General features: G+C 54.4%; 27 protein-coding genes. 10 read left to right on the top strand and 17 right to left on the bottom strand.

Annotated elements, in window-relative coordinates; all coding sequences use genetic code 11:
* Positions 1-44 precede the first annotated feature (44 nt).
* Together IKP20_03520 and IKP20_03515 are read left to right on the top strand one after the other, a co-directional pair.
* Positions 45-1,067 carry a PHP domain-containing protein gene (locus tag IKP20_03520; GenBank protein MBR4504027.1) on the top strand — a complete coding sequence of 341 codons (1,023 nt, stop codon included), beginning with the start codon at positions 45-47 and terminating at the stop codon, positions 1,065-1,067.
* Positions 1,060-1,389 (top strand): hypothetical protein, encoded by a 330-nt coding sequence (locus IKP20_03515; protein ID MBR4504026.1) that lies wholly within the window; start codon positions 1,060-1,062, stop codon positions 1,387-1,389. Before IKP20_03520 ends, IKP20_03515 begins: the two co-directional genes overlap by 8 nt.
* Here IKP20_03515 and IKP20_03510 read toward each other — a convergent pair.
* Together IKP20_03510 and IKP20_03505 are read right to left on the bottom strand one after the other, a co-directional pair.
* Entirely contained in the window at positions 1,328-1,909 is a 582-nt protein-coding gene (locus IKP20_03510; protein ID MBR4504025.1) for a hypothetical protein, read from the bottom strand. The genes IKP20_03515 and IKP20_03510 overlap by 62 nt on opposite strands.
* Before the next feature lie 24 nt (positions 1,910-1,933).
* Positions 1,934-2,968, bottom strand: coding sequence for a cation transporter (locus tag IKP20_03505; GenBank protein ID MBR4504024.1), 1,035 nt, complete (start codon positions 2,966-2,968; stop codon positions 1,934-1,936).
* 99 nt (positions 2,969-3,067) lie between these two features.
* Here IKP20_03505 and IKP20_03500 point away from each other — a divergent pair, with 99 nt between their 5' ends.
* Genes IKP20_03500 through IKP20_03490 form a run of 3 tightly spaced genes read left to right on the top strand, consistent with a single transcriptional unit; the run spans position 3,068 to position 5,048 of the window.
* A complete protein-coding gene (locus IKP20_03500; protein ID MBR4504023.1) occupies positions 3,068-4,297 on the top strand; it encodes a DMT family transporter in 1,230 nt (409 codons plus the stop codon).
* Complete coding sequence (locus IKP20_03495; GenBank protein ID MBR4504022.1) at positions 4,287-4,661, top strand: tRNA-dihydrouridine synthase family protein; 375 nt, start codon at positions 4,287-4,289, stop codon at positions 4,659-4,661. Before IKP20_03500 ends, IKP20_03495 begins: the two co-directional genes overlap by 11 nt.
* A gap of 30 nt (positions 4,662-4,691) precedes the next feature.
* Entirely contained in the window at positions 4,692-5,048 is a 357-nt protein-coding gene (locus IKP20_03490) for a tRNA-dihydrouridine synthase (GenBank protein ID MBR4504021.1), read from the top strand.
* Between the two features lie 71 nt (positions 5,049-5,119).
* Here the strand turns inward: IKP20_03490 and IKP20_03485 are convergent, their stop codons facing one another.
* From IKP20_03485 to IKP20_03460, 6 genes are read right to left on the bottom strand one after another with little or no spacing between them, the layout of a single operon-like run.
* Positions 5,120-5,656 carry a 2-oxoacid:acceptor oxidoreductase family protein gene (locus IKP20_03485; GenBank protein MBR4504020.1) on the bottom strand — a complete coding sequence of 179 codons (537 nt, stop codon included), beginning with the start codon at positions 5,654-5,656 and terminating at the stop codon, positions 5,120-5,122.
* A complete protein-coding gene (locus IKP20_03480; protein ID MBR4504019.1) occupies positions 5,653-6,402 on the bottom strand; it encodes a hypothetical protein in 750 nt (249 codons plus the stop codon). The genes IKP20_03485 and IKP20_03480 overlap by 4 nt, the downstream gene beginning before the upstream one ends.
* Complete coding sequence (locus tag IKP20_03475) at positions 6,399-7,466, bottom strand: 3-methyl-2-oxobutanoate dehydrogenase subunit VorB (GenBank protein ID MBR4504018.1); 1,068 nt, start codon at positions 7,464-7,466, stop codon at positions 6,399-6,401. Before IKP20_03475 ends, IKP20_03480 begins: the two co-directional genes overlap by 4 nt.
* A gap of 2 nt (positions 7,467-7,468) precedes the next feature.
* Positions 7,469-7,675, bottom strand: coding sequence for a 4Fe-4S binding protein (locus IKP20_03470; protein MBR4504017.1), 207 nt, complete (start codon positions 7,673-7,675; stop codon positions 7,469-7,471).
* A 12-nt stretch (positions 7,676-7,687) separates the two neighbouring features.
* Positions 7,688-8,155 carry a hypothetical protein gene (locus IKP20_03465; GenBank protein ID MBR4504016.1) on the bottom strand — a complete coding sequence of 156 codons (468 nt, stop codon included), beginning with the start codon at positions 8,153-8,155 and terminating at the stop codon, positions 7,688-7,690.
* Positions 8,156-8,167: 12 nt separating this feature from the next.
* Positions 8,168-8,350: a hypothetical protein gene (locus tag IKP20_03460; GenBank protein MBR4504015.1), complete on the bottom strand. Its 183-nt coding sequence runs from the start codon at positions 8,348-8,350 to the stop codon at positions 8,168-8,170.
* Positions 8,351-8,960: 610 nt separating this feature from the next.
* Between IKP20_03460 and IKP20_03455 the strand changes: the two genes are divergently transcribed.
* The 5 genes from IKP20_03455 (at position 8,961) to IKP20_03435 (ending at position 14,788) form a co-directional block, all read left to right on the top strand.
* Positions 8,961-9,569 (top strand): hypothetical protein, encoded by a 609-nt coding sequence (locus IKP20_03455; protein ID MBR4504014.1) that lies wholly within the window; start codon positions 8,961-8,963, stop codon positions 9,567-9,569.
* 175 nt (positions 9,570-9,744) lie between these two features.
* Positions 9,745-10,329 carry a cupin domain-containing protein gene (locus tag IKP20_03450; protein MBR4504013.1) on the top strand — a complete coding sequence of 195 codons (585 nt, stop codon included), beginning with the start codon at positions 9,745-9,747 and terminating at the stop codon, positions 10,327-10,329.
* Complete coding sequence (locus IKP20_03445) at positions 10,326-11,984, top strand: AMP-binding protein (GenBank protein MBR4504012.1); 1,659 nt, start codon at positions 10,326-10,328, stop codon at positions 11,982-11,984. The genes IKP20_03450 and IKP20_03445 overlap by 4 nt, the downstream gene beginning before the upstream one ends.
* A gap of 218 nt (positions 11,985-12,202) precedes the next feature.
* Positions 12,203-13,852 carry an AMP-binding protein gene (locus tag IKP20_03440; protein ID MBR4504011.1) on the top strand — a complete coding sequence of 550 codons (1,650 nt, stop codon included), beginning with the start codon at positions 12,203-12,205 and terminating at the stop codon, positions 13,850-13,852.
* A 75-nt stretch (positions 13,853-13,927) separates the two neighbouring features.
* Positions 13,928-14,788, top strand: a complete 861-nt coding sequence (locus IKP20_03435) for a pyridoxamine 5'-phosphate oxidase family protein (GenBank protein MBR4504010.1) — start codon at positions 13,928-13,930, stop codon at positions 14,786-14,788.
* A 129-nt stretch (positions 14,789-14,917) separates the two neighbouring features.
* Here IKP20_03435 and IKP20_03430 read toward each other — a convergent pair whose 3' ends face one another.
* The 9 genes from IKP20_03430 to IKP20_03390 all read right to left on the bottom strand — a co-directional run.
* Positions 14,918-15,691, bottom strand: coding sequence for a hypothetical protein (locus tag IKP20_03430; GenBank protein MBR4504009.1), 774 nt, complete (start codon positions 15,689-15,691; stop codon positions 14,918-14,920).
* A 59-nt stretch (positions 15,692-15,750) separates the two neighbouring features.
* The gene (locus IKP20_03425; protein ID MBR4504008.1) at positions 15,751-17,403 is read right to left on the bottom strand and encodes an AMP-binding protein; all 1,653 of its coding nucleotides are present in this window, start codon (positions 17,401-17,403) and stop codon (positions 15,751-15,753) included.
* 19 nt (positions 17,404-17,422) lie between these two features.
* Positions 17,423-17,974 (bottom strand): cupin domain-containing protein, encoded by a 552-nt coding sequence (locus IKP20_03420; protein ID MBR4504007.1) that lies wholly within the window; start codon positions 17,972-17,974, stop codon positions 17,423-17,425.
* A gap of 155 nt (positions 17,975-18,129) precedes the next feature.
* Positions 18,130-19,128, bottom strand: coding sequence for a hypothetical protein (locus tag IKP20_03415; GenBank protein ID MBR4504006.1), 999 nt, complete (start codon positions 19,126-19,128; stop codon positions 18,130-18,132).
* A 158-nt stretch (positions 19,129-19,286) separates the two neighbouring features.
* Positions 19,287-20,711, bottom strand: coding sequence for an MATE family efflux transporter (locus IKP20_03410; GenBank protein ID MBR4504005.1), 1,425 nt, complete (start codon positions 20,709-20,711; stop codon positions 19,287-19,289).
* 74 nt (positions 20,712-20,785) lie between these two features.
* Positions 20,786-22,111 carry a class I SAM-dependent methyltransferase gene (locus tag IKP20_03405; protein MBR4504004.1) on the bottom strand — a complete coding sequence of 442 codons (1,326 nt, stop codon included), beginning with the start codon at positions 22,109-22,111 and terminating at the stop codon, positions 20,786-20,788.
* A 165-nt stretch (positions 22,112-22,276) separates the two neighbouring features.
* Entirely contained in the window at positions 22,277-23,158 is an 882-nt protein-coding gene (locus IKP20_03400) for an ABC transporter ATP-binding protein (GenBank protein ID MBR4504003.1), read from the bottom strand.
* A gap of 4 nt (positions 23,159-23,162) precedes the next feature.
* Positions 23,163-24,308: an iron ABC transporter permease gene (locus tag IKP20_03395; GenBank protein MBR4504002.1), complete on the bottom strand. Its 1,146-nt coding sequence runs from the start codon at positions 24,306-24,308 to the stop codon at positions 23,163-23,165.
* Positions 24,309-24,354: 46 nt separating this feature from the next.
* Positions 24,355-25,141: hypothetical protein (locus tag IKP20_03390; GenBank protein MBR4504001.1), on the bottom strand; the 787-nt coding region annotated here is incomplete at its 5' end.

Here is a 25,141-nt window from a genome sequence, read left to right as displayed (position 1 = left end):
GCAATCGCCGACAATGGTTTATATTATTAGGAAATCCTAAGTTTATGGGAAGAGCGGACACCCATCTTCATACACATTTCTCCGGATTCAATCAGCTGGGGAATGCGATGAAATTCCCGGAATCCGTCATAACTCCTGAGGTCCAGGTCGATCAGATGAGGCGCCTTGGGTACCAGGTCATGGCGATCACGGATCATGATGCGATAGCCGGCGCTTTCCAAGGCGAAAAATACGCCAAAAAATTCGATGACATCGACATGATAGTCGGCGAGGAAGTCACCACCCTGGAAGGCGAGATCATCGGGCTGTTCCTCACCGAGAAGGTCCCCAGAGGGCTCAATGTCGAGGAGACGGTGGACATCATCAGGTCGCAGGGAGGCATAGTGATCGCCCCCCATCCGTTCAGCTTCCATGTGCCCGGCCTCCAAGAGAAGATCCTCACCTTGGGTGTCGACGGCTTCGAGACGATAAACGGCGGCCATCCAGATTATTATTCCAACATGTTCGCCCGCAAGGTGATGGATTCGTATCCCGGAAGATGGGCGGACCTCGCCGGCAGCGACGCCCATTCCGTGTACACCTCCGGGACTTGCTGGACCGAGTTCGAGGGAACGACGGCCGACGATTTCAGGGATTCCATTTTGAAAAGGAAGACCAAAGGATGCGGGAAGGCAGCGGACCCTTTCACCCAGGTGCAATGGAGCATGGAGGTCGTCATCGGCGGCCAGAAGCTCCTCACGGACAAGCTGAGGAACAGGCTGGAGATCGTCGAGGGGGATCAGCTCGCGCAGAAGATCGACAGCATAACCCGCCTCAACGCCGGAATCGGGATAGTCGCCGGTTCGGCTTATCTTTTCCCGCCCATAACCTGTCTCGCCACCGTCCTCAGCCTGGCATTCCTGAAAAGGGGCTCGAAGAAGATGGTGGAGACTATGGACGAGCGCCTCGAGAGGATCGGCAGGATAATAGAGGGAGTCGATTCGGGAGTCCCATATGACGACGGAAAGAAGATGTTTCAAGTTAGCAACAAACGCATCGAAAGAGCTGCTAAGAAGCTTAATGGATGAGATTTCTTCGTCGGTTGAGCCTCTGTATCCGGGATACGACAGGTGCTTCACATATTGGCCGGTCACAGGCACCTGGAGGCCGCTGGAAGGCTCCCACCCTTATCAGGGGGAGATCGGGAAGATCGAGGTCGCCGAGGAGATGAGGCTGGAATTCGCCGTGTGGGAGGAGGACCTGGGGGAAGCCATCGCGGCGATCCGCAGGGTGCATCCCTACGAAGAGCCGGCTATAGATGTCATCCCCATGATCCCCTGGAAAAGCCTCATTCCTTCGGACGATAAGAATAGATGCTGTCGAAGGTCTTCTGCATCCTGTGGATTTTGAGGCTCTGCTTCCTGTATTCCAGTTCGTCCGGATACATTATCCCTATCGCGGCGAAATCTTCCAGGACCGAGGTGGCTTCGTCGTAGGCGCACTCGACGCCGACCAGGATGTCAATGAGCCTGTTGCGGCATTTGATGTCTTTGGGGATGTTCCCGCCGTTGTCTGCGAGGAAGCTGTCTTTAATGGCCGGGTAGAGATCCAGGTTGAGGCAGCATTGCTCCTTGGCGTCGTCGTATTTCTCTGAACCGAACAGCCCGTCGATGTACGCTTCCCTGACTTTGAAGAGCTGGTAATCGTCCAAATCCATGGATGTCGCGTAGGAGCCCGCGGTAACCGAGAGCTTGTAGTTGTGGTCTTCCTCGGAGCGGACCATCAAGTCGATCAGAAGGGCCGAGGGCGAGGACGTGTCTATCCCCTTGAGGTATCTTTTCACTTTGACTTTGCTGGGGTCGTTGAGCTCTGCGTACCAATCGGACAGCCCAGCGCTCATTATCTCCTGGGGGATTTCCGTCTGTTCCATAGCCGGAGTATGCTGGAGGTTGCTTTAATCGGTTGCGTCTATATTGATGATGGATGCCTTCTTGTCTATGTGCGGGTTTATGCAGCAGAGCGTCTGGGGTGTCCATGCGAGTTCGCATACGAAGCGTTCTTTCCTTTCGGAGCATGAGTACCTGCAATAGCGGCAGCTCAGGTCGGTGCAGGGGACGGGATTGATGGATACTTCGGCCGAATCCCCATATTTCTCTCTGAGAGTCGTCTCGACTTCCGACAACTCGTCTTGGACCAATCTCAGCGGCATCATCCTGGGGAGCACCGCGCTCATGTTGATGAACATGTTCGGGCCGTATTTGATTATCCTCAGCCCGTAGACGTCGATCCAATGGTAATGCCTGTCGCCGTTGATGGCTTCCGTAACCTCGGCTATGAGATCCGTGTCTGCGGCGTCCATGAAATCATTCAGGCATCCTCTGATGACTTTCACGCCCGTGTAGATTATCACGCATCCGAATGCCCCGGCGATTGCGGCATCCAGCCAGGAGATCTCGTATCCCAGCGCCTGGATCCCATAAAGCGCCGCGAGCCCGATTATGATTCCGACCGAAGACACTGTGTCAGAGCATAGGTGCTTTCCGCTGGCTACGAGAGCAGGGGAACGGCTTTTGGTTCCGCGGCTTATCGCAGACCTCCCGACAGCGAAATTGACGATGGCGGTGATGGCTATGAGGACCAGACCGATGTCCAGCTCCCTGATCTCGCCGGGATGCAATATCCTGTTAATGGCTTCAAGAATGATCATGCATCCGGCGACCGTTATCAGCGTCCCTTCAACCGATGATGAAACAGTCTCGATTTTTCCATGTCCGAAAGGGTGGGACCTGTCGGCTGGGCGAGAGGATATGTAGAGGGCAAAAAGCCCGATGAATGCAGCCACGACGTTGACTATTGATTCCAACGCGTCCGTCAGTATGGATACTGAATGGGTGGTGAAATATGCCAAGAATTTAATGGCCATGAGCGCGGTGCCCACGATCGCCACAATCTTTTGGAATTCAAAGTTCGCGTCCGCGGTTTTTGCCATCGGCCTTCAATCTTCTCGCATTTGATATATCGTTTATGGTAGATGGTTTGAAATGAAACATTAAAGCAATGTTTTTATCCCAATCATCGATGCATCACTATGCCTGGGAAAACGGTTTCCGCCGCCTGTACGATTTTATGCGCGTCGATATGGGGTATTATAGGCGTATGCACAAGATCCCTATCGGATGCGGGGATGGATTCCGTCCAGATAAACGCGGTCAAATCCGTCGTATGCTTGGCCGCGATAGCAATCGCTCTTCTGGCGACGGACAGAGGTGCCTTCCGCATCAATCTGAAGGATGTTTGGGTTCTGGTATTGGCCGCAGCCACAAACGTAGGCATGGACGTGCTGTACATACAGGCCCAGACGATGATGGATCTCTCCTTGGCCGGAGTGCTGCTGAGCACAAATTGCTATTTCGCCATAGGGATATCTTTCCTATTTTTCAAGGACCCGATCACCGTGAAGAAAGTCCTGGCCGCAATCATCGGTTTCGCAGGATGCGCCTTCGCCGTGGGTCTTTTCACGCATAACGCCGAATACACTCTGCTGGGAATATCCATCGGCCTCGGGGCGGGGTTCGGCGGAGCGCTCCATGCGGCATTCTTCAAGCTTTCTTTGGAGAAGGGGTATTCCGAATCGACGGTCCTGCTTTACATCTTCATCTTCAGCGTCATCATGCTGGTGCCGTTCTCCGATCCCGTCGGGACCGTCGGGATGGCATTCAGTTCTGCAGAGGCTCTCATCGCTTCCTTGGCCATAGGGTTGGCGTTCACCGCTTTGCCATACTATCTGTATTCCAAGGGTCTTGCCGGGCTGGACATCGGCACCGTATCCATCCTGATGTTCATGGAGACCGCGATGGCCGCCGTCGCCGGGCTGCTGTTCTTCGATGAGGGCATGTCCGCCCACACTCTGATCGGGATCGCGATGATATTGGCGTCGATAATCATCCTGAACAAAGGCGTCCGCGACTCCGGCCAATCGGATGGGGCACAGCGGGACCGAGGACATAGAATGATAACCGATGACGGCATCGGCAGCCAGGATGTGGAAGATCGGAGATGTCCCCGCAGATGGGAAGGCAGTTTTGGGGCCTATGTCAGGTTTCACCTTCGCAAGCTACAGGGATTTCATGAAGCCTTTCGGGGTGGCAGTCTCCATCACCGAGCTCACTTCTTCGGCCGGCATAATCCACGACAGCGAGAGAACCGGTTCCATGTACGTGGACTTCGGGCCCAATTATCCCACAGGGCTCCAATTGTTCGGGAGCAATCCGGAAGAGATCGCCAAGGCCGCCTGCATCGCCTCGAAGATGAATCCTAACGTCAGTTTCTTCGACATAAACATGGGCTGTCCCGTGCCGAAGGTCCTCCGTTCCGGCTCCGGCTCCGCTCTGATGTCTGATCCCGGGAGATGCGGGGAGATAGTGCGCGCTGTGAAAGCGGCCACTGGGATGCCTGTGACGATAAAGACCCGTCTCGGCAAGAGCTTGGAATCGATCAATTTCCGCGAGATTTTGGATGCCACCATATCCGCAGGGGCCGATGCCGTCGCGATACATGCCAGAACGGTGAAGGAGCGCTATACCGGTCAGCCACATTACGATATGGTGGAAGGCCTTCAGAAAGAGCTGGCTGTCCCTCTGATAATCTCAGGGAACATCTATTCCTTGGGGGACGCCATATAGGCGGAGAGATGCACAGGCGCGGCCGGAATCATGGTTGCGCGCGGAGGCATAGGCAACCCTAATCTCGTGAGGCAGATAGATTCTTGGTTCCGTTCCGGGGAGCGCGTTCCGAACCCTACCGTCAGGCAGCAGATCGCTTGGTGCAAGGAGCTGTCCGAGGCGGTGATCGAGGAGAAAGGGGAAACTATCGGTGTGAAAAAGCTTCGCAGCATAGCCCCGAAATTCCTGTCCGGATGCAGATGGAGCGTGAGCCGGAAGAGGCTGGCCACCGAACCCGAGACAAAGGCGGATCTGTTCGCGCTGCTGGATGCGATCGAAGAGGAATCCGGGGACAGGACAGTCGGCCGTCCGGAACGGGATGTCGCGTGCGCGCACGACGATGATTGAAATCCAGAATGCGAAATGGGTTTGTCGGAGGCGGTTCCGGAAAGAGGAGCCCCGGAACCTGTCCTCCAAAATCAGCTGTCGATGCCCAGCTTGATGGCTTTCCTGTTGTTTCCGAGAAGCTCGATCTTCTTCGGCGGGATGGATTTTTGGAGGCCCTTATCCAAAGCTTCCTCAGAGCAGAATCCGGTCTCTCTGAACATCCTTCCCAGGATAATCATGTTGGCCGCGCCTTTCAGGCCGTTGGCTTCGGCGATGTTCGAGGCGTCTATGTATATGGTCTTGACGTCCGTGCGGGAGACCTTCTTGCTTATGATCGAGCTGTCCACGATGATGATCCCGCCGGGGACGACGTCTCCCTCGAACTTCTCCAGCGATGGGAGGTTCATAGCCACGAGCACGTCCGGCATGGTTACCAGAGGAGATCCTATAGTCTTGTCGGAGAGGCACACGCTGCAGTTGGCGGTCCCTCCGCGCATCTCGGGCCCATAGGAAGGGAGCCAGGAGACCTCTTTGCCCCCGATCATCCCCGCGTAGGCGATGACCTTCCCGGTGAACAGGATTCCCTGCCCTCCGAATCCGGCCAGAAGGATGTTGAGGTCGCCGCTCATTGCTTCGCCTCCTCGATGTCTTTGTAGACGCCGAGCGGATAGTACGGGAGCATGTTGTCCCTGAGCCACTGGATGGCATCCTTCGGCGAAAGGCCCCAGTTGGTCGGGCAGGTGGAAACGACCTCGACGATGCAGTAGCCTTTGCCTGCCATCTGGTACTCGAAAGCTTTCTTGATCGCTTTCTTTGCGATGTTGACGTTCTTCACGCAGTCGACCGTCACGCGCTGGGCGAGGGCGACGCCGTCAAGAGACGAAAGGAGTTCGCATACTCTGATGGGGTTCCCGGCGACTTTCACGTCCCTTCCGTAGGGGGTGGTCTGAGTGATCTGCCCGGGCAGGGTGGTGGGAGCCATCTGGCCCCCAGTCATCCCGTAAATGGCGTTGTTGATGAAGATGGCGACGATGTTCTCTCCTCTTGCAGCTGCGTGCACGGTCTCTCCCATGCCGATGGCGGCGAGATCCCCGTCGCCCTGATAGGTGAAGACCACGTTTTCGGGTCTCGCTCTTTTCACACCGGTGGCCACGGCCGGAGCCCTTCCGTGGGGCGCCTGGACCATGTCGCATCCGAAGTAATTGTAAGTGAACACCGAGCATCCGACCGAGGCGACGCCGACGGTCTTGCCTTCGATTCCAAGTTCGTCTATCACTTCGGCCACGAGCCTGTGGACGATTCCGTGGGTGCAGCCGGGGCAGTAATGGAGCGGCACATCCAGAAGCGCGTGCGGCCTCTCTCCTTTGACCGTCATTGGCAAGCGCCTCCGCTGAGCTTGACGATCTGTTCGAATACTTCTTTGGGCGTGGGAATCACGCCTCCTGTGCGGCCGAAGAACTCGACCGGTTTGCTGCATTTTATCGCCAGCTTCACGTCGTCCACCATCTGTCCCATGGACATCTCCACGGAAAGGAAGACCTTGGCGTGGCCGGCATGTTTCGCGAGGTATTTCTCGGGGAAGGGCCAGAGCGTTATAGGCCTGACCAGTCCGGCTTTTATTCCTTGCTTCCTGGCCATGTCGATCGCGGAGCGGGAGACTCTGGAGGATGCCCCGAAAGCGACGATTATGATGTCGGCGTCATCGGCGAGGTATTCCTCCGCTCTCTGCTCCGTCTCTTTGATGATATCGTATTTCTTGTATCTCTCGACGACCAGCCTCTCGAGCTCGTGCGGATCGATGTACAGGGAATTGACCACGTTGTGTGCTCTCTTGTTCTGATGTCCAGAAGCTGCCCAGGGTTTGTCGCTGACGGTGCTCTCTTTCGCTTCGGGGAGCTCGACAGGCTCCATCATCTGTCCGAGCATTCCGTCGGAGAGGATCATCGTCGGCATCCTGTATTTGTCTCCCAGCTCGAAAGCTCCCGCGACGAGGTCAACCATCTCCTGGACGGTGGACGGGGCGAACACGAGCATCTGGAAGTCTCCGTGGCCGGAAGCTTTGGTCGCCTGGCAGTAATCTGCTTGGGAAGGCTGGATCCCTCCCAGCCCGGGGCCGCCGCGCTGGACGTTGACTATCAGGCAGGGCACGTCCGACCCCGCTATGTATGAGATTCCCTCGGCCATCAGGCTGATCCCGGGGGAGGAAGTTGATGTCATGACTCTCACGCCGGCGGCTCCGGCTCCGAGGACCATGTTGATGGAAGCGACCTCGGATTCCCCTTGGAGATAGACGCCGCCTATCTTGGGCATCCTTTTGGACATGTAAGCCGCGACCTCGGTCTGGGGGGTGATAGGGTAGCCGAAGAAATGCCTGCAGCCGGCGGCGATGGCCGCTTCCGCGATGGCTTCGTTCCCCTTCATGAGGACTTTCTCGCCCATGCTCAGACCTCCACTCTTATGGCCACATCGGGGCACATTATCGCGCAGGATCCGCACCCGATGCACGCTTTCTGGTCTTTTATGTGCGCGGGATGGTATCCTTTGCTGTTAGTGATCGTCCTGTCGAGTTCCAGCAAGTGCTTAGGGCACGTGATGACGCACATCTCGCAGCCTTTGCACCTGTCGTTGTTTACTTTGACTTCGGGCATCTGACTACCTGCTTATTCCCATGGCGCCTTGACGCAGACGTCGACTGGGTAGATGTTTGGTATTTTATTTAAGAGGTTGATGTTGCGGGGCACCGCCGTGAACTTTATCGGCAGGCCCGTGAGCTTGGAGACCTCATCGGCGAATCCTATGGATTCCAGGATCGTGGAACCGTCGGTCTTATGCTTCAGATGGGAGTTGTTGACGATTCCGGTGGCTTTGAGACGGGAAGCCCGCTCGATTTCCCCGAGTATTTCCTCGGCCTCCTCCGGATGCGTCGTCATCGACCTGTATCTGTTGATCACGTAGAGCACATCCGGATCGGTTCTGGCCAGCGTCGAGGAGTATACTCCCAGCGCCGTGGCGCCCGCGTCGTCCCCTCCGACGTCTATTATGACTTTCCCGCCGTCCTCGATGAGGCTGGGTATCGAACCGGGGAGTGAAGGGGTATCCAGATTCGTGTTGGCGAAGTTGGGGCCCACAACTCTTATGCCCTAATCCGAGAGAGCCTTTTCGTAATCCGCCGATCTGAAATAAGGGTTCACCACGTCCAGATCGATCAGGATCACGTCTTCTCCCTTGCGGGCATAGTCCGACGCCAGATTGACCGAGAGGTTCGTCTTGCCGACGCCGTAGTGTCCGCAGATGACGGTGACCCTTCTTTCAAGCGGGAACATGGGTTCGCGATTGGCTCCGTCATATAATAACGTCGGCATCTTTGGCCGTAATATGGCCATCGGCTGTTTCCATCGACAATCTTTCTGAGACCGTCCTTCAGTTCCCAGAATCTCTTGGGGAAGTTGTTGGAACCAGACGCACTGATTTTGTGCCCATCGTTGACCGTGGCTTCGAAAGCGAACATCTCTCCGTCCAACAGATGCCTGGGCTGCTTCCCGCGGAATCCGTCCCACTTCATAATATTGCAATCATTAAGCAACCCGATTATAGTTTCCGTGCCGCACGTGGTTTCAGAGAGAGGTTCGGGAGGTTCATTCGATCCCGGATATACAGTCTGGAAGGATACCTTAGCGCAAGGCCCTTCGCAGATCGCTTTGAACTCTTCTCTCCCGCCCATATAGGTTATGGAAAGCGCGATCTCCGAGAATGATTCCACTTTTTTCCTCCCGAACGGCATCATCGGCATCGAATCGCAGGTTTTGCAGATATAATAATCGTCATTGGAACGTTTGCGATGCCGTTTCATCGGCTATACAGAGATTAGGTATGGGGATCCAACGAATTATGCCCTATGCCAAAAGATATAATCTGATTGGCCCATGTTTTTCCATGGACGACGAACTTGGGAGCAGAGTCGCCAAATGCTTGGACGGAAAATATCGCTGGGTATTCGAGATGAGCCTTACCAAGAATCTCACGATACCCCTTTTGCTGCTGAAAGTGGCTCTCTTGATAGTCGGAATCGTCTTCGTCTTCTTTCTTGTGATGGGAATCATCGACGGAACGGATATAATAGAAGTCCTCGGCTTCGGCCTCGAAGTATGCGGGATTGCCCTGGCGATAATCCTGGTTCTGGGATTGGTGGCCTACCTTATCTACGGATCCATGATGCAATGGAAGTACTGCGTGATCTTCGAGATGGACGATGAAGGCGTGCTCCATGCCCAGCAGGAAGCCCAAGTGAAAAAGGCGGGCGTAATGTCGGACATAGCTATCCTGGCAGGATTGGTGGCCGGAAACCCTACAACCGTCGGGGCAGGCCTCCTCTCCAAAACCAACAGCAGCATGTACACGGCTTTCGAGGATGTTAGAATCATAAGGGCGGTGAAGAACAGGAACGTCATCTACGTTAACAACAACCATGTCTATGTCTGCGACGAAGACTTCGATTTCGTTCTTGATTTCATAAAAACCCGCAGCCCCAAGGCCAAAAACTGATTCCGGGCCCCATCCAGATCCCGGCGTTGTGAGATAATGTCGGGATCGTTTGTTTTTTATGAAACTATTGATATAAAACATATTTAATCTTGAAATCAAACCTTGAAATTATGGACGATAACATACATCCGTGGGCTGTGTCACTATTTTATACATCAATCATATTGCGAGCCAAGTGACGGTTATGGAACCAAACATAGCGGAAGTGGCGGAACGCATAGTGGCGATGAGGGAACTCTGCGACATCTCTGCGGAAGAGATGGCGGAGGTCGTAGGCAAGCCGGTAGAGGAGTATCTTGAGTATGAGACCGGGAAGAAAGATTTCTCCTTCACGTTCCTGTACAAATGCGCTGAGAGGTTCGGCATCGATATGGTCGAGCTCCTCACCGGAGACAACCCGCATCTTTCAGGCTTCGCTCTGGTCAGAAATGGCAAGGGCCTCCCGATGAAGAGGAGGATAGGCTTCCAATATCAGCATCTGGCTCCCACATTCAAGAGCAAGCTATCAGAGCCTTTCGTCGTCTTCGCGCCTTACATAGAGGAAGACCAGAACGCTCCGATCCGCGTTTCTACCCACGAAGGCCAGGAGTTCGATTACATTCTGGAGGGTACTCTCAGATTCTCCCACGACGGGCGCATCATGGATCTGAGCCCCGGGGATTCGGTCTATTATGACTCCGGCAAGCCCCATGGGATGTACGCCACGTCTAAGAGCGGATGCAAATTCATAGCAGTCGTCATGAGAGGCGCAGAGAAATGAGGGGCATAAACAACCGCTATCTTGAGGAGACTTACGACGGGGAAGGGCTTCTCAAAGAATACAGGATCAAGTATCCTGAGAATTACAATTTCGGATACGACATAGTGGACGACATCGCTGTCAACGACCCTAACCGCACCGCCCTCGTATGGGAGAGCTGCACGGGCGAGGAGAGGAAATTCACTTTCTCCGAGATGAAGAGGATGAGCGACAAGACCGCGAATTGCCTCGCATCACTGGGAATCGGGAAAGGCGACGTGGTGATGCTCATCCTGAAGCAGAAGTTCCAGTTCTGGTATTCGATAGTCGCATTGCACAAGCTTGGGGCCATTGTCGCTCCTGCCACGCATATGCTCACGAAGCACGACATCGAATACAGGATTAGATCCGCCGACGTCAAAGCCGTGATATGCACCGACCAATCCAACATCAGCGGAGCTGTGGAGGCCGCCGAGGACATCCCCTCCCTGAAGGTCAAGCTGCTTTCCGGGGCGCCCCGCGAAGGATGGCTGGATTTCGACGCCGAAGTCGAGAAGGCTCCCGAAGGATTCGCCAGAAGGGAGACCAAAGCTGTCGAGCCCATGATCATGTATTTCACCTCAGGGACGTCCAGCAACCCTAAGATGGTCCTCCACGACCATACGTACTCTCTGGGGCACATAATGACGGCGAAGCACTGGCACCAGGTGGATTCTGAAGGGCTCCATTGGACCGTCGCCGATACCGGCTGGGGAAAAGCCGTATGGGGGTCCCTTTACGGCCAGTGGATAATGGAATCCGCCGTTTTCGTTTACGAATACGATAAGTTCGATCCGTCCGAGATACTGAACATGATTGAGAAGCACAGGATCACTACGTTCTGCTGCCCTCCGACGATGTTCAGGCTCTATCTCAACGCCGGATTGGAGGGGCATGATCTATCATCGCTGAAGAACTGCTGCATCGCAGGCGAGGCTCTGAACCCAGACACATACGAGAAATGGTATGAGGAGACCGGATTGAAGCTCATGGAAGGGTACGGCCAGACCGAGACCACCATGACCATCGGAACGATTAGGGGGATGACCCCGAAGCCCGGATCCATGGGCAAACCCTCGCCTCAGTTCAAGGTCGACATCATAGATGAGGACGGCAATTCCTGTCCTCCGGGGACTACTGGGGAGATCGTAGTCAGCATAGAGCCCAAAGTCCCCGGAATCATGACGGGATATTACCGCAACCCCGAGAAAACCGCGGAGACCCTCCGCAACGGATGGCACCACACCGGCGATATCGCATGGAAGGATGAGGACGGATACTTCTGGTTCTCCGGGAGGAACGACGACATAATCAAATCCTCAGGCTACAGGATCAGCCCCTTCGAGGTCGAGAGCTGCGCGCTGGAGCACCCTGCCGTCCTGGAATGCGCAGTGACCGGTGTCCCCGATCCCATAAGAGGGCAGCTCGTGAAGGCTACCATCGTCCTCAGGGAAGGGTATGAGCCCTCCGAAGCCATGAAGAAAGAGATCCAGGATTACGTGAAGCACAATACCGCTCCGTACAAGTACCCGAGGGCTGTGGAATTCGTTCCCGAACTTCCCAAGACCATCAGCGGCAAGATACGCAGGGTGGAAATCAGAAAGAAGAACGAGGAAGAAGCCCTCAAGAACCAGTGACGGTTCCCATCCAAACTTTTTACCCCTTTATAATCCTCATTGCCGCCAGACATTTCGATTGATTATTCGATACGAAAAGCGTATTATTTTGATAAACATAAAAACGAAATTCGTAAAGACATGGAATTTTTATCTACGAAATTCGTAAAAATCGGGCCAATGATTCATTGATATTAAATATGAGCATCCAATCATAGGCCCAATCAGGACGAAGGACTATGAGAAACGTCAACCTCAGATACGTCAAGGAGACCTACGATGAAAACGGTCTTCTGACGCACATGGACATAGACTGTCCGGACAGCTTCAATTTTGCCTATGACATAGTTGATGACATCGCCATCAACGACCCGGACAGGAAGGCCATGATTTGGGTGGACGATTTCGGAAACGAGAAGATATTCACCTTTGCGGACATAAAAAGGCTCAGCGACAAAACCTGCAATTATTTCGCGGCCAAAGGAATAAAGAAAGGCGATTTCGTTCTCTTGGTCCTCAAGGACAGCTATCAGTTCTGGTACATCATCACCGCCCTCCATAAGATGGGCGCCATACCGGTCCCGGCGACCTTCATGCTCAAACCCCATGACATAGACTACCGCATCAAAGCGGCCGGAATCAAAGCAGCCGTGGTCACGGTTCTGACCGATGCCGCCGATTCCTTCGATGCGGCGGAATCCACTAAAGAACTGGCATGCAAATTCATAGTCGGAGGCCAGAGGGAGGGATGGCTTGATTTCGATTCAGAGGTGGAAACCTATTCCGATGTATGGGAGCGCGTCCCCACCCATAAGACCGACAAGTTCCTCATGTATTTCACATCGGGTACCTCGGACAACCCGAAGATGGCGGTCCACGACCAGACGTATCCGCTCGGCCATACCCTTCTGGGGAAGCACTGGCACCAGGTCGATCCCGACGGCATCCATTGGACGGTCGCCGACACAGGGTGGGCAAAGACCGCTTGGGGACGCATCTATTCGGTCTGGATTATGGAAGGGTGCACCTTCGTCTACGAGTTCGATAGGTTCGATCCCCACAGAATCCTCGGCATGATCGAGAAATACAGGATCACGACGTTCTGCTGTCCGCCAACGATGTTCAGGCTCTATCTGAACGCTGGCGTCGAAGGCTATGATCTGTCTTCGCTGAAGAACTGCTGCATAGCAGGCGAAGCTCTGAATCCGGACACATACAACAAATGGTACGAGGCGACCGGCCTGAGGCTGATGGAAGCGTTCGGGCAGACCGAATCGTCCGTCATCGTCGGCACTCTCAAAGGAATGATCCCCAAGCCTGGGTCCATGGGAAAGCCTTCGCCGCAGTATCGCGTGGAGATCATCGATGACGACGGCAATCCATGCGATGTCGGCGAGGAGGGGGAGATAGTCGTCAGCATCGAGCCCAGAGTCCCCGGGATATTCAAAGAATATTACAAAGACCCGGAGAAGACCGCGCAGACGCTCCGCGGCGGGTGGCACCACACAGGCGACGTGGCATGGAAGGACGAGGACGGTTATTTCTGGTATTCCGGCAGGAACGACGATATAATCAAATCCTCCGGATACAGGATCAGCCCCTTCGAGGTCGAGAGCTGCGTGCTGGAGCATCCCGCAGTCCTAGAATGCGCCGTGACTTCTGTCCCAGACCCGGTGAGAGGCAACCTCGTCAAAGCCACGATCGTTCTGAGGGACAAGTACCAGCCATCCGACGAGCTCAAAAAAGAGATCCAGGATTACGTGAAGCATAACACCGCTCCCTACAAGTATCCGAGGGTCATCGATTTTGTTTCCGAACTCCCGAAATCCATCAGCGGAAAGATCAAGAGGGTCGATATTCGCAGGAAAGACCACGGAAAGCACGTCTGATCATAATGCGCTAACTCGGTGTTATTGCGCTCGTGCGCGTAATAATTATAAGAAAGCCATGCGATTCGTACCTTCATGAGCAGTTTTGAAGAGCTCTGCAAAGCATTGGAAGAGATGGATCCCATCACTTTCAACCAGAAATTCAATCAGCTTTCCGTCAGCGTCCTCGATGACCTCAGCATCATCAACGCCGATGGTATGGACGCTTACACCGATTACCTCAGTTTCGTTCTTGCCGCGGTCGCCGCCGATGGGGAGCTCTCCGAGAAAGAGTTCGTCGTCATAAAGCCTCTCTTCGACAAATCCGCCGGGAAAGATGTCAGCTACGAGGAAGCGGTCCAAATGTTCAAGGACATGGGCCTCGACAAGCCTGACAATGTGAAGAACGCCGCCGATCTTATGGTCGATATCATCGAGCTCGTCTCTCCCGAGACCAAGGATAAGATCGTCATGCTCTGCCTGATGATCTGCGCCATAGACGGCAAAGTCACGGACGACGAGAAGAAATGGATAGCCCAGCTCATCGAGCCTCTTGAGCCGCCAACCCCCATGGAGCTCATCGACAGCTATCTCGATGAGGCAGGGGCCTTCGTCCTCGCCACCAACCGCGACGGCCAGCCCAGGATGAGGGTGCTCGGATTCAAGACTGTTCTTGACGGCAAGATCTACTTCGGAATCGGGACCTTCAAAGATGTGTACGCCCAGATCCAGAAGAATCCCAACTGCGAGATTCTCGCTTTCAACGGGGAGGAATTCGTCCGCTGGGATGGGAAAGCCGTGTTCTGCGACGACAAGAGGCTCTCCATGGCCTTCGGATCCGCTCTGCCCGAAATCGCCAGCATGTACCTCAAGAACAACCTTGAGATCGCGTTCTTCACCCTCGAGGGCGGCAGCGCGGAAATCGTTGGCGTCACCGACAAGACCGTTCTCTTCTGAAACTTATCGGGAGGGAATCCCCTCCCATTTTCTGAGATTAAATTATAGTGCAAGAGCTTGGGGACATATTATCTGCCCCCAGATTATTCTGTGAAATTGATCAGGGCAGGGTGCCCTATTTGATCGGGATCAACGGAACCCTGATGCCCTGATCGATTCGCATAGGATGCCGGTGATCTCGGGGCACAACCCGATCTCTTGCATTATCTTTACATGAACATTCTTGCCTCCGACATTCACCATGCCGTCGGAGACGTTCTCTGCGAGGCCGAGCTTGATCGGAACGTCCTTCCTGGAATGCTTGGACGCTGAGATGAACATCGGCAGGACGAATATCGAATCGTGTTTCTTAGCGGTCTCGGCCAGCGCTTTCTCAACCGAGGGCTCGTTGAATTCGTTGCTGCAGCAGACGACGTCATATCCCGCGTTCTTCAGCGCTCTGGCTCCATTCTTCACGACGTTCAGATTCCTGCCTTCTCTTGAGCCATGCCCTACCGCGATGATTCCTGCGTCCTTTGTCCCGGCCATTCTGCCGACCGCATCGCGGACCGCATCGGGATATTCTGGGCTCATGGTGAACGTATCGGCGACGTAGACCTCTACGCGGCGCCCTTCCAGCTCTATGCTTCCTCTGCGGGTGTCCTCGTTGACGTCGAATATCTCGAAGATCGGCGAGTCGGTGCGGCTTCCAGATGCCATGAACAGAGGCAGCACGACCAACGAATCCGTCTTTTCCTGGGCGATCTCCGCCAGGGCCTCATCCATCTTCGGATCGCCCACATGGAGGTACGCGGTATGGACCTCGGTGCCGATGATCTCCGTGAGTTCGTCCGCTTGGATCTCCGCCGCGTTTCCTTCGGGGCGATCCGTTCCATAGGCCACGATGAGAACTGAGAATGGCATGGTTTCGGAATCTATCGGTGGGTATAAAAAAAGCGGGGACAGCTGCCCCCTTAAAAGGTTCAAGCATCCGGCCAGATTTCGTGGGCCATCTCGCGGAGCTTGTATTTCTTGATCTTTCCGGCGGCGTTCTCCGGGAACGCATCCACGAACTGGACGAACTTCGGGGATTTGTACCAGGCGATCTGGCCTTTGCAGTAGTCGAAGACGTCCTGCTCGGTAAGATCGGATCCAGGCTCCTTTATGATGAATGCTCCGACCTGCTCGCCATATTTCTGGCTGGGGACTCCGACGACCTGCACATCCCTGATCCCGGGGCAGTGGTAGAGGAAATCCTCTATCTCTTTGGGGTAGACGTTTTCCCCGCCGCGGATGATCATGTCCTTTATCCTTCCTGTAACATAGAAGTATCCGTCCGAATCCCTGTATCCCAGATCTCCGGAATGGAGGTATCCGTTCTTGTCGATGACTTTGGCGGTCTCCTCGGGCATCTTGTAGTACCCTTTCATGACGTTGTAGCCTTTGCAGCAGAACTCGCCGATCACGCCGTCCGGGCAGGGCTCGTAGGTCTCTGGATCGAGGATGACCGTGTCGATTCCCTGAAGCTTCTTCCCGACGGAGGAGCATTTCTTCTCCATCGAAGGCTCGTCGTAGGTCGTCTGCGTCATTCCCGGGGAAGCTTCGGTCAGGCCGTAGACTATAGTGATCTCCTTCATGTTCATCTTGTCGACAACCTGTTCCATAGCTTTGATCGGGCATGGAGATCCGGCCATTATCCCGGTTCTGAGGGATGAGAAATCGAATTTATTGAACAGCTTGTGGTTCAGGATGTTGATGTACATCGTGGGGACGCCGTACACGGAGGTGCAGCGCTCGGTCTCGATGGACGTCATCACCTTCACCGGGTCGAACACCTCGCAGAAGACCATGGTGACGCAGTGGTTTATGCACGCCATGACTCCGAGCACGCATCCGAAGCAATGGAACAGCGGGACGTTGATGCACAGGCGGTCGTCCGAGCAATAGTTCATGTTCGCGCCGAGCCAGTATCCATCGTTGGCGATGTTGAAGTGGGTGAGCATGACTCCCTTGGGGAATCCCGTGGTTCCGGACGTGTACTGCATCATAGTGACGTCGTGCACATCGACGGAATCCTTCCTCTCCTGATACTCGCTGTCGCTGACGCTCACGGCCAGTGATTTCACCTCATTCATCGTGTACATCCCGCGGTGCTTCTGGGGCCCGAGGAACACGACTTTCTTGAGGTACGGGTAGGTCTCGCTGTGGAAGGTCTCTCTCGGCTGTTTCCTCAGCTCCGGGATGAGATCGTATACTGTGTCGACGTAGTCCACGTCCCTGACTCCGTCGATGAGGAACAGGTATTCCATGTCGGACTGCTTGAGGACGTAATCGAGCTCAGCTCTCCTGTAATTGGTGTTGATGGTGAGAAGTATCGCGCCTATCTTGGCGGTGGCGAACATGAGGGTGATCCAGTCGGGGACGTTGGTGGCCCATATCGCCACTTTTTCCCCCTTTTTCACGCCCATGCCCATGAGGCCTTTGGCGACCAGGTCGACTTCCGCGTTCCATTGGGTCCATGAAAGCCTCAGCTCTCTGTCGACGTAGACGATCGCATCGTTGTCGGGATGCTCGCGAGCGCATTTCTCGATGAGATCACCCAGCCTTTCATCGCTGGTTATGTTCTTTCTTGGGATGCAAGGCATGGATATCGCCTCATATGGGCGTGTACAGGACCGCATATATGGACGCGGGCCCGCCGATGCAGCCGACGTAGTGGGGGACCACCGAGTTGTAATAGGCGCTGTCGCCCTCCTCGAGGATCCTCTCTTCCTTGCCGTATCTCAGAAGCACCTTGCCGGAGACGACGATTATGAATTCTTCGCCTTCGTGGATGGACATCTCCTGGATCTTCTCCTCTTCCATTTTTATGAAGAGGGGCTCCATATGCCTGTCGGTCTTCCCCTTTCCCAGCGGGAAATACTGGTAATCCCCGAAATCGCTTCTGGAGGATGCCTCGGATTCTCTGCCGGATTTCCTCACGACTATGGGGTCCGGTTGGAACTGGTCGTCCATGAATGTGCCGAGCCTTTGGCCCAGAGCGCGGGAGATCTTGATGAGCTGGCCGACCGGCGGGTACGTGCGTCCCTCCTCTATGTCCTTGATTAGAGCGAGATCAAGTCCAGAGTTGATTGCGAGCTGTTCCTGCGACAGTTCGAGCTGTTCCCTGTACTTGCTTACTCTCTTACCAAGCTTGTTTTCGGCCATTTGGTAACCTCAGATTGGCTGATGTGAGGATGATTAAAATACTTATCCAAAAACGGCGCCAAAACGATTTTTTTGCGATAAACTATCTATGTTTCGTTGTGATTCACGACTTGTCCAGATTGAAAGCGGACAGGAAGCGCAATCGGCGCCGGACCTCAGAGCCTTTTCTTATAGAGGAAATCTTCGCAGACGCCATCTCTGAGAGTCTTGGAGAAGTAGTTCGCATAGACCAGCGAGGTCACGAACGTTATGGCGGCCGCTGGAATCAGATATTCCAGATAATAGCTTACTATGGTCCAGACGGTGTTGCCATAGTATACGGATATCAGGAAGCTGAAGAAAAACAGACCCAATGTTACGAACCCTAGGAACAGCTTTTTCCTTGCGCCTTTCCACAGATAATATGGTCTGGGCGCCACCGATATTGCTTTCGCGCCGACGCTCTTGATGCAGAGCCACGGGGTCACGAGGGCGGGGAGGAACAGCGTCAAGGTGATCATGGCCCTGATTATGATGTCTTTCGATACCGTCTCAAGTATGATGGGGTTGAGAAACAGCATCGAGCATACCAGAATCCCCAGCGAGAACGTGTAAGTCCCCAGCCAGATGAACGAATCCAGATCGACCGCGTTGCCCTCGTCTTCAGGATCGACCTCTACCTCTTCGATGTCCAGCACGTCGGGCACTCCGAAGAATTTCGCGGCGGGATTCTTTCCCTTATCCGTTCCTCTCTCTACGGAAAGAAGCAATCTGGGGATGTATTTCCTGAGCATCGCAGATATGGTGGTCAGGATGCCTATCGGAGCCATCACCATAATGAACAGGGTCAGTATGAGATCGAGGGCGCGGAAAACCGTCAGGTATTCGGATCCGTAGGTCTGATAGGCATCCAATCCTCCCAAATATAGGACGTCGTCGGAACCTGTGAACAAAGCCCATGCGACCACCAGCGCTATCACGAACACGCCGGTCAGCAGCCATAATGGGAATGGCCCTTTGTTCAGATAGGGCACTGCCCAGGCCCCTAAGACAGCGAAACCTATGGCGAAAATGGTGCAGAGGCGGTTTATGAACATCCAGAAATCATAGTTCTGCCTGAAGATCGTCAGCGCGAATGTCGCCACCAAGCAAGCCACGATCAGCCATGGAAGCATGCGCACCGCAGCGGCATCTCTCCTGTCGGATTGATGGTTCACGGTTTCGAACCCTCCGAGCGCTATCGCGGCACGGTCCAGCTTTTTATTGAGGCTTCTTTTGGCGTTTTTGCGGTTCGTAGGTGACCCACCTTGAGCTTAGAATAGTGATGTATTAGTTAACAGCTTCTCAGATCGAAGCGCAATGGCATTATAACACAGTTTATGCCGGACCATCTCACAATCCCCATTCGTCGCGCGCCAGCCGGCCTCGGCTTTCCGAACAGCCGATCATCGGGGTATTTTTTCTTCAGGGCATACCAGACGCAGAGCAGCATCATCGCCAGGCCCAAATATTCGGCGGCATCCAAAGACCAATAGATAGCGGTCATGCTGAAGAATGTGGATACGTAGTAGAACAGGATGAACAGGATCTCGCGTATGAACATGGTGATGGTGGCCAGCTGCGAGAAGCACAGTGCCTGAAGGATCGAAGAGCAAAGATGCGTCAGGCAAATGGAAAGCAAGGCTAGGGCATAAATCCTGATGACCATAGCTATCTCCGATCTGAATCTGGCCATATCATCGGAATAGGTGAATGCGTACGAGAACGGTTCCGCCAGAACGATGAGCACCACGGTCAGCGCCAGCGAGATTATGATGGAAGCTTTGAGGGCATATCTGATCCCGGCCATGACGTTGTCGTTGTTCCTCATTCCGATGGCGTAGGAGACCACGGGGATCATGGAAGCCGCGATGGCTTGTACCGGGACCATGGCCAGCGTGATGTAGCGATACGGAAGGCTGTACGTGATCATGCCGTCCGTGCCGCCGACCTTCACTACCAAAGCATTCTGAGGCATCATCATTAGCGGAATCAGCGCCAGTTCCAGGGAGTGGGGGATGCCGACTTTGCAGATGTCCCATATCTGCTCTCTGATGAATCTGAATCCTCTGAGCTTCGGTTTGATGAACATCTTTCCTGACGAATACCAATACAGACCCACCGCGGTAGTCGCGATGAAGGAAATCGCGGTGGCGAGAGACGCTCCCAGAAGCCCCAAGCCTAAGACATAGATGAGTATCGGATCGAGGACGATGTTGATCAGGGATGCAGCAATGGAGAGGCCGGAGGATTTCCTCGCCTCGCCTTCGGACCTGAGCATCCCCAGTATAACTCCGTTGAGAGTCAGGAACGGGCTGAACAGGAGGAAAGGCATCAGGTATTCCATGCTGAGGTCTACGTTCTCTCCTCCGCTCATGAACGAAATCATGCTGCGGGAGCATGCGTACAGCAGGATGGAGAGGCATACCGAAACCAAGGCTATAAGCACCAGGGACTGGGATGCGAGGCTGTCGGAGCGGCCATAGTCCTTAGCTCCCAGAGATCTGGATATCGCGGTAGAGGCTCCCACTCCAAGGCCGGCGCCTATGTCAAGGAGCACCCAATATACCGGTCCAGCCAATGTGATGGCGGAGTTGGCGTCAGGGCCGAGCCCGGCGCACCAGAACGAATCTATGTAAATCTGGACGCTCGACAGAAGGAAGGCGAAGATCAGAGGGATAGCCATTACCCTGATCGCCTTCGGCGGATTCTTCCCCATCAGCGCTATGCGCTCAGTCTCTTCCAGACAGACAACCCCTTTAATGGTAGGCAGGGGCAGAGCCCCATACCTGTTTATTTCTTGAAGACCAATATGAAACCTTTCCCCAAGACCGGTTTGAGATCGTCGGTTATCATCGGGTCTTCGAATGGAGAGCATTCTTCCAAGGCCATGCAGCGCCCTAAGACATCCTTATCCCATGCCGGCCTGCTGACTGAGTTCAGCGGGAGTTTGGCATAGTATTTCTCGATGACGTCGTAGGCGCCCAGCCCAAGGTCGCGGCTCTTATAGTTGGGGAAGATTTCCGGGTCGGATCCGGATCCCTTCCATTTCGCAATGTTCGCCTGCCAGTTGCCGTCCAGGATGATCAGTTTCCCGCCCTTTTTCAGGACGCGCGCGGCTTCTTTGAGGGCCTTCCCAGGTTTGAAAAGGTTCCAGACGACGTTGCGCATGACTACCGCATCGAAGCTTCCGTCATCGAACGGGAGGTCGTAAGCGTCTGCGACGGCGAACTCCGCGGGAGCCCCGCATTCTTCGGCGGTAATCTCGGCCATCTCTATCATGCCGAAAGCCCTGTCGGCTCCGACTACGGAGTATCCCATCTTCGACAGAGGAATGGCCACGTTCCCGGATCCGGTGCCGAGGTCCAGCACTTTCGATCCGGCCGGTATGCGTTTGGCGATCTCTTCCGCGCAAGTCTGTGCTTTTCCGTTGGAAAGCATGATCGAAGCGCGGCCGCTGACCACTCCTGCGATGCCGTTCCAGTACTCGTTGACGATGCACTCGTTCTCCTGGTCTGGGTTGGGTTTCTCCGCTCTGACCATGAACATGGGCCCGGATGTGCCTCTGTCGTAGTCCTTATCTGGGAACAGGTTGTCGTCCACGATGATGTCCACGAATCTGAGCTTGAACATCATGTTTCTGTCCCATTCGGGCCTGGGCGTGCCTATCATGGGGCAATTCTCCCAGTACGTCCAGCGTACATGGAAGTCATAATGGTCTGTGAACGGTTCCAATCCCGCTTTCACGTGCTCGCGCATGGCCGAGCGCATGGTTCTCGCCTTCTCTTCGTCGAAGAGGTTGGCGTAGTGGTTGGCATCGAATACGAGGATCCTGCCGTTGGGCGCCAGCACTCTTCTCCATTCCCTGTAGCATTCGTACGTGTCGGGCAGCGTCCATGTGACCACCCTGTTGATGATCAGGTCGAATGTGTTGTCGGGGAAATCGAGGCTGTTGGCGTTCATGACGCGGAACTCGCACTCTACGCCCTGCTCCTGAGCGTTCTCCTCAGCTACTTGGACCATCTCTTTGGTCACATCGATTCCGATGGCCTTGTGGCCCATTTTGGTTAGGTTTATCGTGAAGAATCCGGGTCCCGTCCCTATGTCCAGAATTTTCAATACATCTTTTTCGGGGGCGTTGTCCAGGATCAGTTTGATCCAGCGATCGCTGGTCTCTCTGTTCTTGAGCTCTTTTTTGACCCCTTCTTTGTATCCTCTGGCGGACTCGCCCCAGAACTTCAGCGTCTCTTTTCCTGCTTCTTTCGCTATAATATCACATCCATTTCAGTCTATATTGCCGAATTCGTCCATCATGGATTGGCCCAATATGACTACCGGGGCCCCTTCGTCCTCTATGACTTTGCAATGCACACCGTAGACTTCTTCTATATTCTCTTTTGTGATGACTTCTTCGGGTGTTCCCACTTTGTAAATGACTCCCGGGGGAGACATCATCACCACTTCATGCGCATATTTCGCGGAGATATTCAGGTCATGGCTGATCATTATCACGATCATCCCCTCGCTCTCCGCCAGAGCCCTCAGAAGCTCGACCACGTAGACCTGGTATTTCACGTCAAGATTGGCGGTCGGCTCGTCGAGGATCAGAACTTTCGGCTTCTGGACGAGCCCTCTCGCAATGGCGACCTTTTGGTGCTGACCAGCAGAGAGCTCGCTGAACAGTTTCTCGCTCAGGTCCTGTATATTCAGCAGGACCATCACTTTGTAAACCGCCATCATCTTCGATTCTTCCGAATCTCCTGATCTGCGGTTTTGGCATCCGATGAGGATGGTCTCCAGGACGGACATCGAAAAGACGTCTTTGGAGACGACGGGCACATAGCCAATGAATTTGGCGACGTCCTTGTGTCTCATTGTCTTGATGCTGCGTCCGTTGATCAGTATGTCACCGGAAGTCAGGTTTTCGATTTTGCTCATGCATTTGATGAGGGTGGATTTTCCTACCCCGTTAGGCCCTATTACGCAGTAGAGGCCTGGGCGGTCTATCTTCAGGTTGATGTCTCTGATGATCGTCTCTCCGGAGCGGTATCCGAATGTGACGTCTTTCATCTCAATCGTGACGTCCCCGATGTTGTCGGCATCAGAATCGTCATCGCCCATCAGCGCCTCTTTCATGTCCTTTTTCAGATCTGAGATGCTTCCCATGACATCACCACGCGCTGTTGCCTTTCCTTACCAGCAACCATATGAATGTCGGACCTCCGATGAACGCCATGACCACTCCAACGGGTATGACGGCAGGGTCCAGCACGGCTCTTCCAAGAAGGTCGCAGACCACCATGAGCATGGCTCCGAAAAGGGCCGATGCGGGAATCAGGTATCTGTTGTCCGCGCCGATGAATATCCTCACGATGTGGGGGGTCACCAGCCCGACGAATCCTATGACTCCGGTGAAGCTCACAACTCCCGCGCAAACAAGGCCAGTGATCGCCAGAAGGAAAACTCTGAGCCTGTGGGGGTTGATTCCCAGGGCTTTGGCGTTCTCATCGCCGGTCGCAAGCACATTGAGCTTCCCCGAAAGCAATTGTATCACTATAGTTCCAACTATCACTATGGCGGCCATGTACGGGATGTTGTCCCATGTCACCTTCGCCAGGCTTCCCACCTGCCAATGGTAGATGGCGGCCAGGTCTTCGGGGGACGACCAGAGCATGAACACCGTCGTCAAGGCGTTGAAAATGTACATCAATCCTATCCCAAACATGATCATGACGGTCGGGGATGAGGCTGATCTGTGTTTCGAGAGCAATACTATCGCAAGTATGGGGAGCATAGAGAAGATGAAGGCCATTATGACCGTGGGGGTGCTGTTGACGACGGAAAGCCCAAGGGTTATGGCCAGAGTGGCTCCGAAAGACGCTCCCGAGGAGACTCCCGTCGTATACGAATCGGCAAGAGGGTTGCGGAGGACCGACTGAAGCACAGCTCCGCAGATAGCCAATCCGATTCCGCCGAATATTCCGGCGACTATCCTTGGGGCCCTCACATTGACTATTATGAAATCCAATCCTGTGTTCTGGATGTTCCCAGCGATATGGTTCCAGATGGTAATGTAGGTATCCGCGAAGCTTATGTCCAGCGGTCCATAGGCAATGGCGTAACCAGCCGTTATTATGGTTATGATCACGCATATGACTATGAAGAACAGGCGCCTGCGGATGGTGCGGTGGTAGTCCGCCATGTGCTTGCGGTATCCCTCCGATTCATCCTCGTCCGTCTTGGACCATTCGCGGACCATTCTGGACATCGGTTTCGCAATCAGCGGGTCTTCTTCGATCTCTTCTATGAATCTCATGATACCCAATGAAAGGTTTGCCCCTCTGAAGAGGGGCAATTTTTGTTCAGACGACGATGAACGGGGCGTTGATCGTCTTCTTGATGCTTTCCACGGTGTAGTCTCCGCCGAGGAAGTTGTTGTAGTAGTAGACAAGATCCTGCCACGCGCTCTCTTCGCTGTAGTCGTCGGTCCCGTACACGTATGTGGACAGAATCGGGAGGAGAGAGATGCTGGATGCCCCGCCCATGACGGAGAAAGAGGTACCGATTATCTTGCCTGTGTATCCCGCGTTGGTCAGCCATTTGGCGATGTTGTTCACGGTCGATACGTAGTCTTCGTAGGTGTTGACGCTGACAGCCTCGACGAAGATGACGTCGGGGTTGTATCTTAGGATGTTCTCGACGGAAAGGCCGGTGATGTATCCGCTCTCGCCGATCGGGTATGCGTTGGTCATCTTGAGGTTGACCACGGTAGCAACGTCGGCGTAGTTCTCGAGGCCGGAGGACATGGTGTCCATTCCGAGGTCTGCGGGGGACTTGCAGGAGTGGGAAGTGAGCAGGATGTAGCTCTTCTCGCTTCCGGCCGGGATGGTTGATGTGGCTTTGTTGAGAATCTCGTTGATGTTGTCCATGTAATCGAGATACTCCTGATACTTCTCGTTGTCGAAGCAGTTCATGAGGGCGCCGATGGTGATCGTCGCCGCGATTCCCTCGATGCCGTTGATCCATCTGGCCTCGTGGAGCTTGATCTGGTCGATCGGGAACGAGGAGTAACCTGCCTTGACCTTCTGGTCGAAGGTGCTGTCGTAGACGTAGCCTCCCTGCCCCATGACGACGGTCGCGCCGGAGCTG

It is taken from the genome of Candidatus Methanomethylophilaceae archaeon (assembly GCA_017524805.1).
Classification (GTDB): domain Archaea; phylum Thermoplasmatota; class Thermoplasmata; order Methanomassiliicoccales; family Methanomethylophilaceae; genus Methanoprimaticola.
Note: the sequence above shows the minus strand (reverse complement) of the source record. Positions and strands in the feature narration are given on the sequence as shown.

What these genes read in the sequence shown, in the direction of transcription:
- IKP20_03520 (MBR4504027.1), top strand. Translation starts at nt 45, where the DNA reads ATGGGAAGAGCGGACACCCATCTTCATACACATTTCTCCGGATTCAAT.
- IKP20_03515 (MBR4504026.1), top strand. Translation starts at nt 1,060, where the DNA reads ATGGATGAGATTTCTTCGTCGGTTGAGCCTCTGTATCCGGGATACGAC.
- IKP20_03510 (MBR4504025.1), bottom strand. Translation starts at nt 1,909, where the DNA reads ATGGAACAGACGGAAATCCCCCAGGAGATAATGAGCGCTGGGCTGTCC.
- IKP20_03505 (MBR4504024.1), bottom strand. Translation starts at nt 2,968, where the DNA reads ATGGCAAAAACCGCGGACGCGAACTTTGAATTCCAAAAGATTGTGGCG.
- IKP20_03500 (MBR4504023.1), top strand. Translation starts at nt 3,068, where the DNA reads ATGCCTGGGAAAACGGTTTCCGCCGCCTGTACGATTTTATGCGCGTCG.
- IKP20_03495 (MBR4504022.1), top strand. Translation starts at nt 4,287, where the DNA reads ATGAATCCTAACGTCAGTTTCTTCGACATAAACATGGGCTGTCCCGTG.
- IKP20_03490 (MBR4504021.1), top strand. Translation starts at nt 4,692, where the DNA reads ATGGTTGCGCGCGGAGGCATAGGCAACCCTAATCTCGTGAGGCAGATA.
- IKP20_03485 (MBR4504020.1), bottom strand. Translation starts at nt 5,656, where the DNA reads ATGAGCGGCGACCTCAACATCCTTCTGGCCGGATTCGGAGGGCAGGGA.
- IKP20_03480 (MBR4504019.1), bottom strand. Translation starts at nt 6,402, where the DNA reads ATGACGGTCAAAGGAGAGAGGCCGCACGCGCTTCTGGATGTGCCGCTC.
- IKP20_03475 (MBR4504018.1), bottom strand. Translation starts at nt 7,466, where the DNA reads ATGGGCGAGAAAGTCCTCATGAAGGGGAACGAAGCCATCGCGGAAGCG.
- IKP20_03470 (MBR4504017.1), bottom strand. Translation starts at nt 7,675, where the DNA reads ATGCCCGAAGTCAAAGTAAACAACGACAGGTGCAAAGGCTGCGAGATG.
- IKP20_03460 (MBR4504015.1), bottom strand. Translation starts at nt 8,350, where the DNA reads ATGTTCCCGCTTGAAAGAAGGGTCACCGTCATCTGCGGACACTACGGC.
- IKP20_03455 (MBR4504014.1), top strand. Translation starts at nt 8,961, where the DNA reads ATGGACGACGAACTTGGGAGCAGAGTCGCCAAATGCTTGGACGGAAAA.
- IKP20_03445 (MBR4504012.1), top strand. Translation starts at nt 10,326, where the DNA reads ATGAGGGGCATAAACAACCGCTATCTTGAGGAGACTTACGACGGGGAA.
- IKP20_03440 (MBR4504011.1), top strand. Translation starts at nt 12,203, where the DNA reads ATGAGAAACGTCAACCTCAGATACGTCAAGGAGACCTACGATGAAAAC.
- IKP20_03435 (MBR4504010.1), top strand. Translation starts at nt 13,928, where the DNA reads ATGAGCAGTTTTGAAGAGCTCTGCAAAGCATTGGAAGAGATGGATCCC.
- IKP20_03430 (MBR4504009.1), bottom strand. Translation starts at nt 15,691, where the DNA reads ATGCCATTCTCAGTTCTCATCGTGGCCTATGGAACGGATCGCCCCGAA.
- IKP20_03420 (MBR4504007.1), bottom strand. Translation starts at nt 17,974, where the DNA reads ATGGCCGAAAACAAGCTTGGTAAGAGAGTAAGCAAGTACAGGGAACAG.
- IKP20_03415 (MBR4504006.1), bottom strand. Translation starts at nt 19,128, where the DNA reads ATGCTTCCATGGCTGATCGTGGCTTGCTTGGTGGCGACATTCGCGCTG.
- IKP20_03410 (MBR4504005.1), bottom strand. Translation starts at nt 20,711, where the DNA reads ATGGGGAAGAATCCGCCGAAGGCGATCAGGGTAATGGCTATCCCTCTG.
- IKP20_03400 (MBR4504003.1), bottom strand. Translation starts at nt 23,158, where the DNA reads ATGGGAAGCATCTCAGATCTGAAAAAGGACATGAAAGAGGCGCTGATG.
- IKP20_03395 (MBR4504002.1), bottom strand. Translation starts at nt 24,308, where the DNA reads ATGAGATTCATAGAAGAGATCGAAGAAGACCCGCTGATTGCGAAACCG.